We start from the raw sequence: 17,538 nt of genomic DNA, 5'->3' as shown, positions 1-17,538 counted from the left end.
TGCATAAATGTCCATAAATTTTTTGCTCAACGAAAAGGAAAGCAGTATGAAAATTTCAAGTTTAGGATTTCCCCGTATAGGGCGTCAGCGAGAATTGAAGTTTGCACTTGAGCGCTATTGGCGCGGTGAAGCGGCATTATCGGAATTAAAACAGGTTGCCAGTGAGTTGAAACGTACCCATTGGCAGTGGCAAGCAGACGCAGGCGTTGAGTTCGTTCCCGTAGGTGACTTTGCTTATTATGACCAAGTGTTAACCCTGAGCGCGACGTTAAATGCGATCCCCGAACGTCATCGTGCCACTCAAGCTGATGGCAGCCTAGCCGCTATCGACATTGACACATTATTTCGCGTGGCTCGTGGTCGATCGCAAACTGGCCAACATGCCTGTGCGGCAGAAATGACCAAGTTTTTTAATACTAACTACCATTATCAAGTACCAGAATTAAGCGCTGAACAAACATTCGAGATTGCCTTTGAGCAATTGTTTGATGAAGTGACAGAGGCACAACAATTAGGCCATCAAGCTAAACCAGTAATGCTCGGTCCAGTAACTTATTTATATTTATCTAAAAGCCTCACTGAGTTTAATAAGTTATCGTTATTACCGCAGTTACTATTAGCTTATGAGCAAATACTGTCTCGTTTTGCTGCCCAAGGTGTTAGCTGGGTTCAACTTGACGAGCCGGTACTTGCAGCGGATTTAACCGACGAGTGGCAGCAAGCCATTAACCACAGCTATCAATTTTTAGCGCAAAAAAAACCTACGTCATTGAATATTTTACTTGCCAGTTATTATGGTTCTATTGCCCATCATCAAGCATTGGTGAGCGCATTACCGGTAGAGGGATTACACCTTGATTTAGTAACAGCGCCAGAACAATGTGATGTGTTTGTTGATGCACTTTCTCGCCAACAAGTGCTCTCTATTGGGGTCATTAATGGCCGCAATGTGTGGGCTGCTGATGTTGATGTAATTGCTGAGCAAGTATCCGAATTAGCGACTACGTTAGGTGATCGTTTGTGGATTTCACCTTCATGTTCATTGTTGCATTGTCCTGTTGATGTCGAGGTTGAAACCCAATTAATGAGTCCATTGCTTGGTCAATTAGCTTTTGCAAAACAAAAGTTATTTGAGCTTAATGAAATTCACCAATTAATCGTTGAGCAAGGTTCTGCAACTAGCCAAGCGATTATTGATCGTTGCCAGCAACGCCGCTTGGCAAAAGCTGCCGCAGCTAATCAACAGGTTGTTGATCGTGTGTCGCAGTTAACCGCTGATGATTTTGAACGTATCAGTCCATTTGCCAGCCGTATTATTGCCCAACAGCAAAAGCTAGGGCTACCATTGTTACCCACGACTACCATAGGCTCATTTCCGCAAACCCCCGCTATTCGAGGGTTACGCAACCGCTGGCGTAAAGGCGAAATCAATGACAGTGATTACCGGTTACAGCTTGAACAAGTCACTCAAGACACTATTTCTCGTCAACTTAAATTAGGTATCGACGTGCTAGTTCACGGCGAAGCTGAACGTAATGACATGGTGGAGTATTTTGGCGAACAATTAGAGGGCGTTGGGTTTACTCAATTTGGTTGGGTGCAAAGTTATGGTTCTCGCTGTGTTAAACCTCCATTAATTTATGGGGATGTGTCTCGCCCTAAGCCCATGACAGTTGATTGGGCTACCTATGCGCAAAGCTTAACCGACAAACCTGTTAAAGGCATGCTAACGGGTCCGGTAACCATTTTGCATTGGTCGTTCGCTCGTGAAGATATTTCACGTAAAGATATTGCCAATCAACTTGCGTTAGCAGTACGTGACGAAGTGGTTGATTTAGAGAAAGCGGGTATTGGGATTATTCAAATAGATGAACCCGCATTTCGTGAAGGTTTGCCGATTAAACAAAGCCAATGGGCGGATTATTTAGCCTGGGCTGTTGATGCTTTTAAGTTATCGGCGGCAGGTGTTGAAGATGCAACTCAAATTCATACTCACATGTGTTATAGCGAATTTAATGACACTATCAATGCTATTGCAGCAATGGATGCCGATGTGATTACCATTGAAACATCACGTTCACGGATGGAGTTATTGAATGCCTTTGAAGACTTTCATTATCCGAACGACATTGGTCCTGGGGTATACGACATTCATTCGCCCAATATTCCAACGGTTGAAGAAATGGTTGACCTTATTACTAAGGCATCGGAGAAGATTCCGGTAAAACAATTATGGGTAAATCCTGATTGTGGTTTAAAAACCCGTACCTGGGATGAGGTAGAGCCCGCACTGCGTAATATGATTGAAGCAACGAAAGTGCTTAGACGTCGATTTTAATGTTGGAGCAAGTGTGGTTGCTCTCGATTAACTTGCAGAACTCAATTGAGTTAGGTTGAGTTCTGCTACTCCATTTTGCTCGTTATTACGCAGTGATTTTGCGGTGAACTGCGCTATTGTTTACTACACTAGAAATGTATTCAAAAAAACAATAGGAGCTATTATGAGTCACACTTATAAAGTCATTGAACTAGTGGGGTCATCACCTATCAGTTCAGATGAGGCGGTCAAAAATGCGATTGCAGAAGCCAATAAAAGTTTACTACATTTGCGTTGGTTTCAAGTTATCGAAACTCGTGGTCACTTAGAAGAAGGCCTAATTGCTCACTGGCAAGTGACCATTAAAGTGGGTTTTACCTTGGATCCCGATGCTTAATAATAGCGCTAGGTTTATGCATCTCTTGGTAGGCCCTTTTGTATTGATCTAATCACTCGTTGAGTTTTACGTGAAAGCGCCGACTGTGGCGCTTTTTGTATTTGTTGCACTAATGCCCATTCAATATGTTCAAGTACCATGTCATCCACTTCTTCACTGTGCTTACGTTGCTCCAAAGCCTCAATAATAGCCGGATTAGCTGGGGCATTACCTAATGCTATTGCGATATTACGTAACCAACGTTTGTGACCAATTCGACGAATGGCGCTGCCTTCAGTTTGGCTGAGGAAATAAGTTTCAGACCACGAAAATAGCGTCAATAAATCGGGTTGAATAAGCGCACTACGAGTATGAAAATCGGTCTCTTTAGTCAGTGGTGCTTGAGCATTAACAGGACACACTAACTGACAGTCATCACAACCATAAATACGATTACCTATTAGTGATCGAAACTCTTCAGGGATTGCACCCTGTAACTCAATAGTCAAATAAGAAATACACCGTCTGGCATCGACTACATAAGGTGCAACTATTGCGTCGGTAGGGCATGATTTTATACATGCAACACACGTATTGCAGCCTTCTTCAATCGGGATATCTAGCGGCAAAGGTAAGTTAATTAATAATTCGCCAAGGAAAAACCAGCTTCCTGCATCTGGGTGTAAAATTAACGAGTGTTTTCCGGTCCAGCCTAATCCCGCTTTGTCGGCTAAAGGACGTTCTAAAATAGGCGCTGAGTCCACAAAAGGTCTAAAGTCAGTGGAATCGAATCCGAGTGTTTTACAATGTTCGGTAATATTATCGCCAAGCTTTTTGAGCCTTTGACGGATCATTTTGTGGTAATCACGTCCGCCAGCATAGCGAGAAATATAACCAAGCGTTGGATCGGTTAAATTACTGGCAAAGCCAGCATCGGGTGGCAGGTAATCCATACGTGCGCAAATAACTCTTAATGTGCCAGGGTGTAATTCAGCTGGTCTAGCCCGCATCATTCCGTGATTAGCCATGTAAGCCATCTCACCGTGATAACCGTTATCTAACCAGTCTTGCAATCCTGCTTCGTGTTGGCTTAAGTCGATATCTGCAACACCAATATGAGCAAAGCCAAGTTCTTTACCCCACAACTTGATTTGTCTATTGAGCATATCAAGTTGAGCCGCTGTCAATGGACATGGCTGGCTTGTTAGATCGGTTCCTCGATCAGGAATTGGATTTGGAGTTAATACTGCGGTCGTTGATGTCATAACATTATCATTGAGTAAACACGCAGAAATTATACGCGTTTTACTCGGCTTTAACACAATTTCGCCCAGCTGCTTTAGCAGAGTAGAGCGCTTTATCGGCTTTTAGCAATAACGGTGATAGATCTTTTTCGTTACTATAGCTTGTTACACCTGCGCTGACGGTTTGATGTAAGTTGGGTGAAATTTGTGACCAATCATATTTATCTATGGTATCGACTAGCCGATTAGCGATTTCAATGGCTTTAGTTTTGTCGATATTAGGCAGCAAAATTAAAAACTCTTCGCCACCAACACGACCAACAACATCGGTTTCTCTCATCATGCTTGCGCTAATGGAGGCGAGTTTTACCAGTACCTTATCACCCATATCGTGACCATAAGTATCGTTAACCAGTTTAAAGTAGTCAGCATCAAAGGAGATAATAGAGAACGGTTTTTCGGATTGCTGAGCTGCTTTTAAAAAATGGTTTCCTTGAGTATATGTATAGCGTCTATTGGCGAGTTTTGTAAGTTCATCAGTAAGTGCTAAACGTCTAAATAGTTGTTTTCTTATGACTTGTTTATAAGCGTAGATTGACACTATTAACAAAATGATCGCGACTAATGTGATTATAACGATTTGCATATCTTTATTGCGTTGTAATATTTCTAATTGTTGTTTTTTATCATCATTTCGTTGGATCAGTAATTTGTTTTCAGTTTGAATTTTGTTGGTGTCAAATCGGATTTGCATCTCAGAATTACGCTCTGAAAAGACTTTTTTATCCTGGGATATATGTGATTCTACAAAAGACTCCAGCGCCTCATAGGCCTGCTGCCATTGTTGTAAAGCTTGGTATATTTTGCTTTTGAGTTGTAATGTTTGATTGAGTCCGCGGATATTATTATTGGCGTTAAATGATTTTTCTGCGTGAGTAATGTCTATTATTGCTTGGTTATAGTGACCTTGCTTGAAGTGAATCTGGGCTAAAAACAAATTCATGTAACTATAACTGCCATCGTTATCAGGGGTAATGAGAGGTTTAGTTGTTTGAAGAATAGTATCGGCTTCATTGAGTCTATTTAAACGGATTAAATTACCTGCGATATTAACTGATGTATTTGCGGCTGCAACAAGCTCATTTTGTGTTAACCAAAAATCGCGGCTTTTTTTATTATGTTGTATCGCTTCTTCATAACGTTCAAGTTTTTCTAACGAAAGTGCTATTTGACCATTTGTTTGGTTCGCTTCATAGAACTGTTGGTGTTTTAGGTAGTTTTGTTCGAGTTTTATTTGATATTTAAGCGCTGTTTCGGCATCTCCAAAGCGACGGTAGCTGCTCGCGATCTCACCTAAATTAACATTAGCCCAATAAGTTAAGTTAAGAGATTCATACATATTTTGTGCGGTAATTAGATCTTCTAATGCGGCAGAAAAATTACCTAAATATGATAAAATGGCACCTCTAATACTACGGCCATCGGCAATTAAGCGTAGGTCTTCAAGCTGATATGCACTCTCGATGGCGGTATCAAGTTCAGTAAATATATTGTCATTTTTTCCTTGCATATGGAGATACCAAACTTTGCAATATTGGAGATCTATAGAGATTGATGACGGAGTCGGTTGGCTGTATATCTGAAGGTATTCATCTGCATAGTCAACTGCCGCTTTTATTTTTTCACTGGTATCAGTCGGTAAGCTCCAGCAATTCAATCGAATATAGATTTTTTGGCGAACAATATCATCGGCCGACAATGTCGATTTATATTCGTCGAGTAACTTGCGGTTATCTTCATCAGAGACAAAGTGACCACTATCAAATAGTTTATAAATTTCATCCGCACGCGGGTTAGCTATTGGATTGGCATATGCGATGCAGATGAATCCGATAGTAAAAAATAATGTAATAATACGAGCCATGTGGGATGTATTTGATGTTAGCAAAGTTACCTATTCTCACTTTTTATTTTTAAATTTATTGTAGAGCGCTGACTTGATATTTAAACAATATATGGTGGAATTATAGCCTTTTATTGAACTTAAAAGATATTTTTTGTTTTATAAAGTGTGTGACCTTATTCATTATTATTGTCTATTATTTTGCAGCCCAAATTGACTGATTTGCATTCAGTTATTTACACGAGTATAAAGACGCCTGAATGGATAAAGGCAATGCTGTAAATAATGCCGCAAGTAATGTTATTTAACATTCTGACGGTGTTATGAACTTATGGCGCAGAACAGTGTTTACAAACATCTGATAATGCATGATATCGCATTGGCAGGTAGTTTACTGATTGAAGATGATTATCAATATTGCTTGGCAATAGGCTAATGCCGACGTGTTGAGTCGAGTCATTAGTCTAAACATTTAAGTATGACTTAGTATTATTCCTATAACCTCATTAGACATATATGGCGTGTATAGTGAGTGGCAGATTGTAGAGAGAGAATCATGACAAAAGTTGACCCGCAGTACCTAGAGGTAGCAAAACAAATTTCGTATAACGTAGCCAATAAAGTGCTGCCAATGGACATACTGCCTGAAACATTGCAAGAGGCCTATGAAGGCCTATTTAAAGAGCTTATTGAAGATAAAGCCAATGGGTTCGCCCATGCTTGGGATGCATTGCCAGCCAGTGCGCAAAAGTTAATGACTAAAGCAGAGTTTCATGGCTTTTATATTGCTAATGCATGGATGCAATTAAGCCGTGTTGCTCAAGAGATTGCTGACAGTGCAGACTCTGAAGAAGAGATGAATAATAACGAGTATGATGGCGTATTTGGACGTTTAGCGGAGCAATCATTGAAAGAGTGTTTGCGTAAGCTCAAAAAAGCTCGCACTGATCGTTCATTATTGAATAGCTTTAAACAAGTGATGTCTGCTTAAGTGTATATGTGCATTTGAAATAAGCTTGTTGTTTGACAGAGACAAAAAATCCCAACCTAGATTGGGATTTTTTATGGTCAAAAAACGTAACCGTTACAATTAGTATTTTTACTTCCATCACTATCAACACTTTACAATATTAACGCGTTGAGTCGAACGGATGAACCTTTAGAACGAAGTTCGTTTGTAGCGACGATATTCAGGTTCCCAGAAGTTAGCCTCAATTGATTGTTGGAGTAACTCATCGGTACAAGGTAAGGCTAAACCTTGATCAATAGCCGCTTTAGCAACCGCAAAAGCAATATATTTACTGACGGTTTGAATCTCTTCTAGTGGTGGAAGCAGTGAACCAGTGCCATTTTTACCTAAAGGTGAGCACTCTGCTAATGCACGACTAGATGCCATTAGCATTTCGTCTGACACGCGCCTTGCGCCACAAGATAATACCCCTAAACCGATACCTGGGAAGATAAAGCTGTTATTACATTGAGCAATCTGAAAGGTTTCGCCATTGACGACCACAGGTTCAAATGGACTGCCTGTTGCGACTAATGCTTGGCCAGAGGTCCAATGTAAAATATCTTTAGGTGTTGCTTCAACACGACTGGTTGGATTCGATAATGGGAATACAATCGGACGTTCGCAATGGCTGTGCATTGCTCGGATAATTTCTTCAGTGAATAAACCTGGTGCACCAGATACTCCAATGAGTACTGTCGGTTTGGCATTATTCATTACGTCTAGCAGCGAAATATTGTCACTGTAGTTGTCCCATCCTTCGATATTGGCACATGGCTGAGCCAGTTTCTGCTGGAAAGGCAACAAGTTAGGCATATTATCGAGTAGTAATCCCCAACGATCTACCATGAATACTTGCGAACGCGCTTGTTGATCGCTAATGCCTTCTGACACCATGGTTGCCACAATGGCTTCGGCAATTCCACAACCCGCACTACCAGCACCTAAGAAGGTGATGCGTTGTTTGCTTAGTTTACTGTTTGCGGCTTTACATGCTGCGAGTAATGAACCGACCGTTACCGCTGCCGTGCCTTGAATATCATCGTTGAAACTACAGTATTGATCTTTATAACGTTCAAGCAATGGCATGGCATTTTTTTGAGCAAAATCTTCAAACTGAATCAGTGCATCAGGCCACCGACGGCTAACAGCTTGCATAAATGCTTCAACAAATTCGGTATATTCTTCACCGCCAATCCGCTGATGACGCCAGCCCATATACATTGGATCTTCTAATAAATGAGGGTTATCAGTACCGACATCTAGGGTCACCGCAAGACAATATGCTGGGCTGATCCCGCCACAGCTAGTGTATAACGATAGCTTACCAATTGGGATCCCCATGCCGCCGATACCTTGGTCACCTAATCCGAGAATACGTTCTCCGTCAGTGACCACAATCACTTTGACTTTTTGGCGCGTAGAGTTGTTTAAAATATCATCAACACGATCTTTGTTAGGATATGAAATGAACAATCCACGGTTTCTACGATAGTTTTTAGAAAAGCGTTCACACGCTAAACCAACAGTAGGGGTGTAGATAATCGGCATCATTTCACTAATATTGTTGCGCACTAAGCGATAAAATAACGTTTCGTTAGTATCTTGAATATTACGTAAATAAATGTGCTTATCGAGATCATTGGTGAAGTTTTTAAATTGTGCGTATGCGCGTGAAGCTTGTTCATCGATGGTTTCAATAACCCAAGGAATGAGGCCTTCAAGGTTGAAAAATACTCGTTCTTCTTCACTAAATGCGCTGCCTTTATTAAGCAGTGGTGATTCTAGAATAGCTGGGCCGGCAAAAGGAAGATAGAGGGGGCGTTTGTTATCGTCCATGGGGAACCTTAATGTGTTAGATCCAGTTAGATCGTTATTAGAATAGGGCTGGTTTTTTGTCATTATAGATTATCACGGATGATCTTTTTTGTGGTCTGTTAAGTGGGTTAAATCACACTATTGTCAGGTATTTTAATTCATGTCTCATTTTTGGTGGTTTGCATCTCGCTCATAGTGTAATTAAATATAAAATTATATGGTTTAAATACCCAAGGTTAGAAACAAAAATGCGCAGCCTAAACTACGCATTAATAAAATATTATCTCAATATTCACACTTATATTACTTACCGCGATGTTTGATAGATAAACCTTTTACGAAGTTTCTTAATACTTGGTCACCACAAGGCTTATAGTTTTTATGAGTCGGGCTACGGAACAAGGCTCCTAGTTCAGATTTAGTCATCGCAAAATCGGCTAAGGCTAATGTGGCAAGGATATCTTCTTCACGCATTTCAAGCGCAACGCGTAATTTTTTGAACATAAGGTTGTTAGTCAATTGCTTTAAAGGCGTAGGCACTTCTGCACCAGGCTTTAAACCACGGTTATTAATAATCAAACCATCTAAAAACTGACACATTAAGGTGTCGTTACATGCCTGATAACCTTCTTCATCCTCTTTTTTCAACAGTGCTATAATTTGCTCTGAAGACATTTCTACATTTGCTTGACTGAAAATGTTAATCATTTTGGCATTTGAATAATCAAACACAAAACGAATACGGCGAAGAATATCATTGTTAATCATAAGGTTCTCTGGCGCGGATGCGCTTAAATGGTTTAGGTCAATTGACAAAAGCTATTATAGCGAGAAATCTTTGATTCGTCAGATTATTCGTATGTGGTTAATTGTTTTCTTACTGCTTGGCGGATCTTGTCGTGTAAACCAAAAACACGATCGATATCATCCAAATCCCACGAGGTATTTTCTAATATCACAACGGTTAATTGCGATTGCGGGTAATAGAGCATTAAGCTGATGTACCCAGGGATATATCCCGAATGGCTGTATTCTACTAGGCCATCTTGTTGGCTGATTTGCAAGCCATAACCATAGCCTGTATCTCCCCAACGATGATGCCTAGTTGTACTTGCATGGGTCATGGCTTGATAGCTTGCGGCAGATAAAAATTGGCCTTGATGTAAACCGTTTACAAACTCCACCACACCATCACTACTGGCCTGCATACCGCCAAATGCAATAAAGTCATTGTTTACTGTAAAGTCAGTCAATTGCGTGCGCTGCTGTTGTTGCTCGGTATAACCATTCACTAAGCGTGTTTGCTTGTCGTGAAGCTGTGCAATTGAACCTGTACCAGCATGGATATCAAGTTGATTCTTTTCGGTAAACTGATTAACTAATTGCACATAGGGTTGTTTGTAAACCTGAGCCAATATATCGCCAAGTAATTTATAGCCATAGTTTGAGTAACTAAACTGGCTGGCAGGTATAAATTGAGACCCAGCATTAAGACTCGGAGATTTCGGTGTTGTTATCCCAGAGGTGTGATTTAACAGCTGGCTTATCATGACGGGGTTATCAGGGATGATATCAAGGTGATCTGTGATGCTATCGGTTAACGCTAATTTCTTCTGGTCCACCGCCTGTAATACGAGGGTGGCGGTGACCGTTTTAGAAATAGACCCAATCATAAATATGCTGTCGGGTGCGATGTCGGTACCTGCTTGGTAATTAACATAGCGGGTATCAGTGTCGCTAATGATAATTCTACCGTTAAAAGGTCTCGAATCATTATCTATGATGGTTTGCACATCAACCGCTGTTAATTCAAACGCACTGAGTTGAAATGATATTGAGGCTACGCATAATACAATTAACATACAGCCGAATTTTTGGAAGCCAGTTTTTTGTAAGATAGTGAAGCGGCTAAATAATTGTGATGTGATCATTTAGTGAGATACCAATAAATAAACAAGATAGCGAAGCCGACTAAATACACTAAACCAATCCACGACAAGCCCACCATAACACGGCCATAACGATGTTTTTCAGCCAAAGTGTTACTGGTCATTAAACGGAAGTTAAGCCATGCAAAAATAATTGTGGTCATAAAGGCAAGGATCATTACAAACTCAAGCAGCGGTAATAAAGCGCCTTTAAAAAATAGAATAAGTAATAAACCAAGTGCACTCACAGCCAACATAACTTGAGTTAAATAGCTACGTGGTGACGTGTTGTTGGACAATAATTTCCAGCCCATATCGAGTGTGCGACTGTAGCCATCTATCACTGTGACTGTGGTGCTGAATATACATAAAAATGCGACAACCCCAATTAAATAACGGCTTTCGTTGCCCATGACTTGGCTATAAAGGGTGATCAATTGTGAAGCAAATACTGCCCCAGAATTTGAAAATTGCTCGCCACTGCCATGCATCACTAATGCACCCAGTGCTAAAAATACCATCGCCAGTAATGCTGTGGTGACATAGCCTAAATTAAAATCAAAAATAGCCTGCTTGGCCGTTACCGTTTGGGTTTTACGTTTTTCTATTAACCATAGTGAGTTCCAAGTACTGACCTCTATCGGAGCGGGCATCCAGCCCATCATAGCGACCAAAAAACCTACATATGCCCATTGCCAAGGGGACTCGCTTACTTCTGGTGAACCAAATCCGCTATGAAGATTAAACGCCAATACCACGGCGGTTAAGGTGGTTAGTGTGAGAGCCAACATGATAATTTTGGTCATTTTATCAAGCAACTTATAGTGTCCGAAAATGAGTAATGCTAGAGAACTGACCAGAACAATGAGAGCTAATACATCAATAGACAACGGAATAAATTGCGTCAACATGGCAGCCGTTAACATACATACCCCAGCCGTGCTGGCAATGGCAGCAATAACATTGAGCCCTGTAAACAGCATTAAATACCCGCGACCTTGCTTGTGATAGCCGTGCAGTAAGCTTTCATCCGTTGCAGCTGTGTAGCGAGCGCCGGCGGCGAAAAAAGGATATTTAACGATATTGACTAATAAAATGAGCCACGCCAGTTGCCAACCAAATTCAGCACCAGCACGGGTAGAGGCCACTAAGTGAGAAGCGCCAATCGCAGCAGCGGCCATTAATATTCCCGGTCCTGTGGCTTTAAATAGGGCAGAGACTCGAGAGAACCACGGTAATACGGGGGCAGTTTGTTGATTAAGCATGTAAATTCACTTTTTTAATTATTTATTCTTGGCTAAGTATTTAGTTGTACTTTTGTTGTTGTTTTGTATTGACATTGTTAAATTTTGAATTAACTTGGATGGGTATATTAGAATCCAAGAAAGTAGTAGGCGGTAATCTTGTTACCGCAGTTTGCCGTAGTCATGGATATAAAACAATAAATTAACGTTAAGGATGATCATGAAAAAAACTAACCTTTTTCGCAGCGCATGCGCTATTGCTGTGTCACTGTCCCTTGCTCCAATCGCCTTTGTTACTCAAGCCGCTGATGTCGGCGCCGATTCAAAAGTTGAACGAATTGAAGTGACGGGTTCCCGTATCAAACGAACTGATATAGAAGGGCCTTCACCAATACAATCGTTGAATAAAGATGATATCGAAAATATGGGTTTTGATAACCTACAGCAATTGCTTGAACGTATGCCGGCAAATGGTTCAGGTGCATTTTCAACCCGTGGTAACAGCCAAGATTCTACTGCAAACGGCGGTGCATCAATCAGTTTGCGTGGCTTAGGGCCTGATGCCACTTTGGTGCTTATTAATGGTCGCCGTGTTGGATCGAGTGCTTTTGCTGAAGGGATCTCCAATTCATTTGTCGATATTAATAATATTCCTGTATCGGCCATTGAACGGATTGATATTCTTAAAGACGGTGCATCAGCTATTTATGGTTCTGATGCTATTGCTGGTGTTGTTAACATTGTATTAAGAAAAGACATTGAAGGCATCGAACTTAGTGTTGGTTATGGTGATGACAGTGGTACTGGTTATGATGAAACTACAGCCAGTTTAGTGTGGGGCATGAAGGCTGACAAAGGCAGCGCATCAATCATTCTTGATTACTTTACTAATGGCACGTTGTCAGCAAGCGATATGGGCCGTTTTGGCACAGCTAACCAATCAGCTTACGGTGGTGAAGATTACCGTTCTTCTCGTGGCTTCCCTGGTTATTTTTATGTTGATGGCGTGAAAACCATTGACCCAGATTGCCCGGCCGACAGCGCTACTGCAAGTGGTAGCTGTTTATTTGACTACGGTCCGTATAACTTAACGATTCCAACGTCTGAACGTGTGGGGGCTATTGGCCAATTTGAATATATTTTAGGGGATGACTTAACTGCATTTTTAGAACTGTCTGTGCAACATAATACTTCTGAAGCGGGCGGCGCACCAACGCCATTAGATGAAGATGCAGGCTTAACTGTGCCTGGTACTCACCCCAATAACCCTTTTGGACAAGACATTGATATTGGTCGTTTCCGTACTGTTGATGCCGGACCTCGTCGTTGGGATATCGAATCCGATACTATGCGAGTGGTTGCCGGACTTCGCGGTGTCGTTAATGATTGGGATTGGGAAGTTTCAGCACAACGAGGTCGCAGTGAGTCAACTCAAACCGGTGATCGCTCACAAGGTTGGGTAAGAACCGATTACTTACAAGCTGAAATTGATGCCGGTAACTACAATCCATTTGGTGGCAATATCAACTCGCCTGATGTGATAGATCGCATCACCACGAGCTTAGTGAGACAAGGTGAATCACATATCACCGCTTATGATGCCAGCATTTCAGGTCATGCATTTACCTTGGCGGATCGCGATATCATGATGGCTGCGGGTGCAGAATATCGTGAAGAAGATGTTAGCGATGTGCCAGATGAGCAGTTTCAACGAGGGTTAATTTTTGGTACCGAAGCGGTTTCAGCTTTTGGTTCTCGAGATCAACATGCTGCCTATGTTGAGTTTTCTATCCCAGTGACAGATAATTTTGAGCTGCAGTTAGCCGGTCGTTATGATAACTATAGTGACTTTGGTTCAACTACCAATCCTAAAGTGGCTTTCCTATGGGGCATTAATGAAGAAGTGACGGCCCGTGGTTCATGGTCGACAGGTTTCCGTGCACCTTCCTTGGCACAAATTGGCCTTGGTCCATCTGAAAAAAGTGATTTTTTGGTGGATAGCTATCGCTGTGCTGCTGATAATGTAGACTGTGAATTATTGGATTATAATTTTATATTTGCGGGTAACCCGAACCTTGAAGCGGAAGAGTCTGAGACTTGGAACGTGGGTATGATTTGGGCACCAAGCCAGCAGTTTGATATCGGATTTGATTTCTACAATATCTTACAAGATAACAAAATTGACTCGCTGCAAAACCAAGATGTTTATGATGAAAACTGTAATGATCAAAATAGCACTATCTGTTTACGTAACGCGCCACAAGCCGGTGAAACATTCGGTTCGATTGATGTTATTCAATCAGCGTTCGTCAATATTGGTTCTCAAGAAGTACAAGGCGTGGATCTATCAGCTCATTATGGCCTTGAGTTAGATCGCTACGGTAGTGTTAAATTTGGACTCGAGTACAGTTACTTAATCAGTTTTGAAAAAGAAATCGATGGTGAGACTATTGATTACACTGGCGAGTACGAGTATCCGCAACACCGTTGGTTAGCTACAACTAATTGGAACATGGATGACTTTGCGGCTAACGTTAACTTAAGTTATATCGGCGAGTTTGAAGACTACAACAAAACGCGTACCGTTGATGCACAGTTATTAGTTGATATGTCTGGTTCGTATCGCTTCAATGACACGGTTAAGTTATCTGTAGGTGTCAATAACGTGTTTGACGAGGAACCATCGTTTGCGATTGGTGATGGCGACGCAGATTTATACGGTTATGCAATGGGTGTACATAATCCATTAGGTCGTTATATTTATACTAAAGTCACAATGAATTTCTAATGACAACGTCATAAGATAAACAAAAGCCACATTCACCTAAGGTGCAATGTGGTTTTTTTTGTTCTCATTATTCTCACTATATAATATGGAGCTTAAATGATTACGTTATACGGAACCCAAAAAAGTCGTGCGCTCCGAGTATCTTGGCTTTTAGAAGAATTAGGTGTTGAATGGCAATTTCTTTTTATTGATTTTGCCAAAGGTGAAAATAAAAGTGACGCCTTTTTAACCCTTAATCCTAGCGGGAAAATACCAGTGTTGAGCGATGGTGATTTTGTGTTAACCGAATCAGCTGCCATTATGCGTTACTTAGCCGAAAAATACGGTCAAGGCTATTGGTTACCAAAGCCAGGTACTGAGCAGTCTGGTATTCATGAACGCTGGGTGAGCTTTGTGATTAGCGAACTTGAACAACCACTGTGGAGTATGGGTAAACATCGTTTTGCGTTACCAAAAGAACTGCGCGTAGACGCCATGTTTGCTGTGGCTAAATGGGAGTTTGATCAAGCTGCTGCTATAGCTGAAACGTTGATACCAGAGTCTGGTTTTGTATGTGGTAGTGAGCCTATGGTTGCCGATGTTTTACTCGCACAAACGTTAGGTTGGGCTTTGGGGTTTGAACAACATCTACCGCCTAAGTTGTCAGCGTATCGCGATCGACTAAAACAACGCCCCGCTTTGGCCGCTGCGCTAGCCAAAACAGATGCGCTTGCCAATGCAACAACATAACCATCATTAAAAAAGGAAGCGCTAGGCTTCCTTTTTTGCATCTATTATGCAAACAGTTTATAACTGAGTCGCAGCCCATTTAGCACGGCTTTCACGGCTTTCGCTCATGCCATTATCTGCACGATAAGCTTTATAGGCTTCGGCATCTAATGCAACTAGGCTTACATCGACTTCTAAAACCAGTTTACATTCTTTCTTAATACGCCATGCAGCGGTATTGTACAATTCTGTTAATGGCAAAGAGCTTAAAAATTCAGGATTGTATTGGGTGTAAAGTGCTTGAGTCGGATATACCACAAACGCTAAACGGCGCTTAGGTTCTTTTTTAAATAACTCTTCAATACCATCAGAGGTGTTGAGCACTTGCATTTCGATAATATCATCGATTTCTAATAACTTTTTCTGCGCTGGGATAGGCGCTTCTTGTTCGCCAGACTCCCAAGACATTACGTCTTCGTTACTGGTTTTAGTGAGGCTCGCAACTTGTTCAGTTGTTAAGCCTAAAGATAGACGTAAATATTGGATCTCAATCGCATTTAAACCGGTATTTTTCGACATAGTCATTCTCGTATTTGTAGTTAACCTCAGCTTGGGATCATAAGAGGTAAGATATAAGCCAAATATTGTAATTTTGGTTTATTTACCCCAAGTTGAGTCGTTGCATTCTGTTTAGTTAGGGTTACTGGTTAAGCCATACATCTTCGGCCCAATCCCATAATGATTCCCAGCCTTCTTCCTTAAAGCGACCATTTTTCCAAAATCGCACTATGCCTTCTTCATCAATACAGTAAAAGCTATCGCCTTTCTGACAAATGGCAATTTGTTCACGGGGCATACCTATAGACCATGCATAACAGGTCACTTCGGGTAGGTAAGTGTGCGAAGACGGATCCGCAGCTGTTACGGGTTCAATGGTGCCATAAATAACATCGCTGCCATAAAGTAAAAATTCTTTTAGCGCATTGGGTAAACCGATTAAAATCTGTTCTTCAACTTCCACAAGTTGCTCAAATGTTGGCAATTCTAGCGGGACAGGTACTGTTTCGCTTAATTCTTGTAGTTGTTCAATAATTTCATTCATAACATTGTCCCGCCATATCATCGTAATGTTCGCGAGTATAACAGATGTGGTTGTAGCGGATCTTATCTGGCAAAAAAAAAGCGCTCATATGAGCGCAAAGGGTGAAACGGATGTGGAGTCGAAACAAGGTAGAACTCTGAATAATAAGGTGATGAACCCTTATGCTACTTGTGCTTGTGATTCATATAAACTTTGGCGTTTGTAACTTAACCACGCTTTATGATATTGCTTATGAGAATCTTGACGAAGCTTAACTATTTTGGCTTGTTCCCAATCGTCTAGTTGCCTAGAGGTTGCTTTAGCTTGAGTTTCTATCTGTTGAATTTGCTCGTAAATATAATGTTCTGGGCCGCTTTTTATCTCAGCAATATCGTTTAAATGAAACTGAATCTCCACCACCATTTGGCTTGTCGGTAATTTTACTAATACATTTAAGTCGCGATAACCTGACATTTTGGGTTGAGCAAAACGGTTTTTCAATTGCACAATTTCGGTGTGCTGACGCAGTTGTTGATAACTTGATAGTAAGCTTTTAACATCATTAGCCACCACACTTGCTCGCGCTATATCGGTCAGTTGACTGGCATCGCCATCAAATTTTGTGTGAACTTTTTGCGCTGCTCGTTGGTAACTTTTAGTGGCAGGAATAATCGTGCCGGTATTACTTAACTGACTAATGCTGTGAAGTAGGTTGATGAGTTCTTGTTGTGCGACGGGGGCTCTATTCATCAAAGCGTCTAAGTCATCGGTGTCTTGGTTAACTTGCGCTGAAGTGTGTTCGTTCAGTGCCATTAGCTGTTCAATATCATTGGTTGATTGCTGGCTGAAGTCGGAGGCTTGAGCTAACTTGGCATATTTAACCTCGTTAGGTTGAGCTATCGCGCCACGGGTAGACAGTAAAATTAAGAATATAAAGAAGGTACGAAACAACTTATTCATTGAATAGCTCCAGCATAATGTCTGTTAACTTAATGTACCGACTTTTGGCTGGATAGGAAGATTAATGAATAAGGTTTAATGATATATATGAATCTGGATTTATGTAGTATTTGTTTTTATTATCAATTGGTTATTTTTTTACTTATAAAAAAGGGCATCTTT

At 41.1% G+C, this 17,538-nt stretch carries 14 protein-coding genes; 5 read left to right on the top strand and 9 right to left on the bottom strand.

The window, feature by feature from the left end; genetic code table 11:
* Positions 1–46 precede the first annotated feature (46 nt).
* The gene (gene metE / locus ABIS04_RS14985; RefSeq protein WP_350431562.1) at positions 47–2,338 is read left to right on the top strand and encodes a 5-methyltetrahydropteroyltriglutamate--homocysteine S-methyltransferase; all 2,292 of its coding nucleotides are present in this window, start codon (positions 47–49) and stop codon (positions 2,336–2,338) included.
* A gap of 163 nt (positions 2,339–2,501) precedes the next feature.
* The gene (locus ABIS04_RS14980; protein WP_350431561.1) at positions 2,502–2,714 is read left to right on the top strand and encodes a dodecin; all 213 of its coding nucleotides are present in this window, start codon (positions 2,502–2,504) and stop codon (positions 2,712–2,714) included.
* Between the two features lie 14 nt (positions 2,715–2,728).
* Here ABIS04_RS14980 and queG read toward each other — a convergent pair whose 3' ends face one another.
* The gene (gene queG / locus ABIS04_RS14975) at positions 2,729–3,859 is read right to left on the bottom strand and encodes a tRNA epoxyqueuosine(34) reductase QueG (RefSeq protein WP_350433450.1); all 1,131 of its coding nucleotides are present in this window, start codon (positions 3,857–3,859) and stop codon (positions 2,729–2,731) included.
* A gap of 139 nt (positions 3,860–3,998) precedes the next feature.
* Entirely contained in the window at positions 3,999–5,861 is a 1,863-nt protein-coding gene (locus ABIS04_RS14970; protein ID WP_350431560.1) for a diguanylate cyclase, read from the bottom strand.
* A gap of 535 nt (positions 5,862–6,396) precedes the next feature.
* Here ABIS04_RS14970 and ABIS04_RS14965 point away from each other — a divergent pair.
* On the top strand, positions 6,397–6,831 hold the full coding sequence (locus ABIS04_RS14965) for a DUF3069 domain-containing protein (protein WP_350431559.1): 435 nt from the start codon (positions 6,397–6,399) through the stop codon (positions 6,829–6,831).
* 168 nt (positions 6,832–6,999) lie between these two features.
* Here the strand turns inward: ABIS04_RS14965 and ABIS04_RS14960 are convergent, their stop codons facing one another.
* From ABIS04_RS14960 to ABIS04_RS14945, 4 genes are all read right to left on the bottom strand, one after another.
* Positions 7,000–8,688, bottom strand: coding sequence for an NAD-dependent malic enzyme (locus ABIS04_RS14960; RefSeq protein ID WP_350431558.1), 1,689 nt, complete (start codon positions 8,686–8,688; stop codon positions 7,000–7,002).
* 282 nt (positions 8,689–8,970) lie between these two features.
* Positions 8,971–9,435, bottom strand: a complete 465-nt coding sequence (locus ABIS04_RS14955; RefSeq protein ID WP_137225960.1) for a DUF1456 family protein — start codon at positions 9,433–9,435, stop codon at positions 8,971–8,973.
* An 83-nt stretch (positions 9,436–9,518) separates the two neighbouring features.
* On the bottom strand, positions 9,519–10,598 hold the full coding sequence (locus ABIS04_RS14950; protein ID WP_350431557.1) for a serine hydrolase domain-containing protein: 1,080 nt from the start codon (positions 10,596–10,598) through the stop codon (positions 9,519–9,521).
* Positions 10,595–11,860, bottom strand: coding sequence for an Nramp family divalent metal transporter (locus tag ABIS04_RS14945; protein ID WP_350431556.1), 1,266 nt, complete (start codon positions 11,858–11,860; stop codon positions 10,595–10,597). Before ABIS04_RS14945 ends, ABIS04_RS14950 begins: the two co-directional genes overlap by 4 nt.
* A 199-nt stretch (positions 11,861–12,059) precedes the next feature.
* On the opposite strand from ABIS04_RS14945, the gene ABIS04_RS14940 reads away from it, so the two are divergent.
* Together ABIS04_RS14940 and ABIS04_RS14935 are read left to right on the top strand one after the other, a co-directional pair.
* Positions 12,060–14,627: a TonB-dependent receptor gene (locus ABIS04_RS14940; protein ID WP_350431555.1), complete on the top strand. Its 2,568-nt coding sequence runs from the start codon at positions 12,060–12,062 to the stop codon at positions 14,625–14,627.
* A gap of 96 nt (positions 14,628–14,723) precedes the next feature.
* A complete protein-coding gene (locus ABIS04_RS14935) occupies positions 14,724–15,356 on the top strand; it encodes a glutathione S-transferase family protein (RefSeq protein WP_350431554.1) in 633 nt (210 codons plus the stop codon).
* Positions 15,357–15,413: 57 nt separating this feature from the next.
* Here the strand turns inward: ABIS04_RS14935 and ABIS04_RS14930 are convergent, their stop codons facing one another.
* The 3 genes from ABIS04_RS14930 to ABIS04_RS14920 all read right to left on the bottom strand — a co-directional run bounded on the left by ABIS04_RS14930 (position 15,414) and on the right by ABIS04_RS14920 (position 17,376).
* Positions 15,414–15,914: a DUF4447 family protein gene (locus ABIS04_RS14930; RefSeq protein WP_137225971.1), complete on the bottom strand. Its 501-nt coding sequence runs from the start codon at positions 15,912–15,914 to the stop codon at positions 15,414–15,416.
* Between the two features lie 121 nt (positions 15,915–16,035).
* On the bottom strand, positions 16,036–16,437 hold the full coding sequence (locus ABIS04_RS14925; RefSeq protein WP_350431553.1) for an SMI1/KNR4 family protein: 402 nt from the start codon (positions 16,435–16,437) through the stop codon (positions 16,036–16,038).
* A gap of 159 nt (positions 16,438–16,596) precedes the next feature.
* On the bottom strand, positions 16,597–17,376 hold the full coding sequence (locus tag ABIS04_RS14920; protein ID WP_137225975.1) for a GTP pyrophosphokinase: 780 nt from the start codon (positions 17,374–17,376) through the stop codon (positions 16,597–16,599).
* Between the last annotated feature and the right edge of the window lie 162 nt (positions 17,377–17,538).

Origin of the sequence: Shewanella sp. H8, assembly GCF_040285065.1 — a bacterium.
Classification (GTDB): Bacteria; Pseudomonadota; Gammaproteobacteria; order Enterobacterales; family Shewanellaceae; genus Shewanella; species Shewanella polaris.
This window is presented reverse-complemented; position numbering and strand designations above follow the sequence as displayed.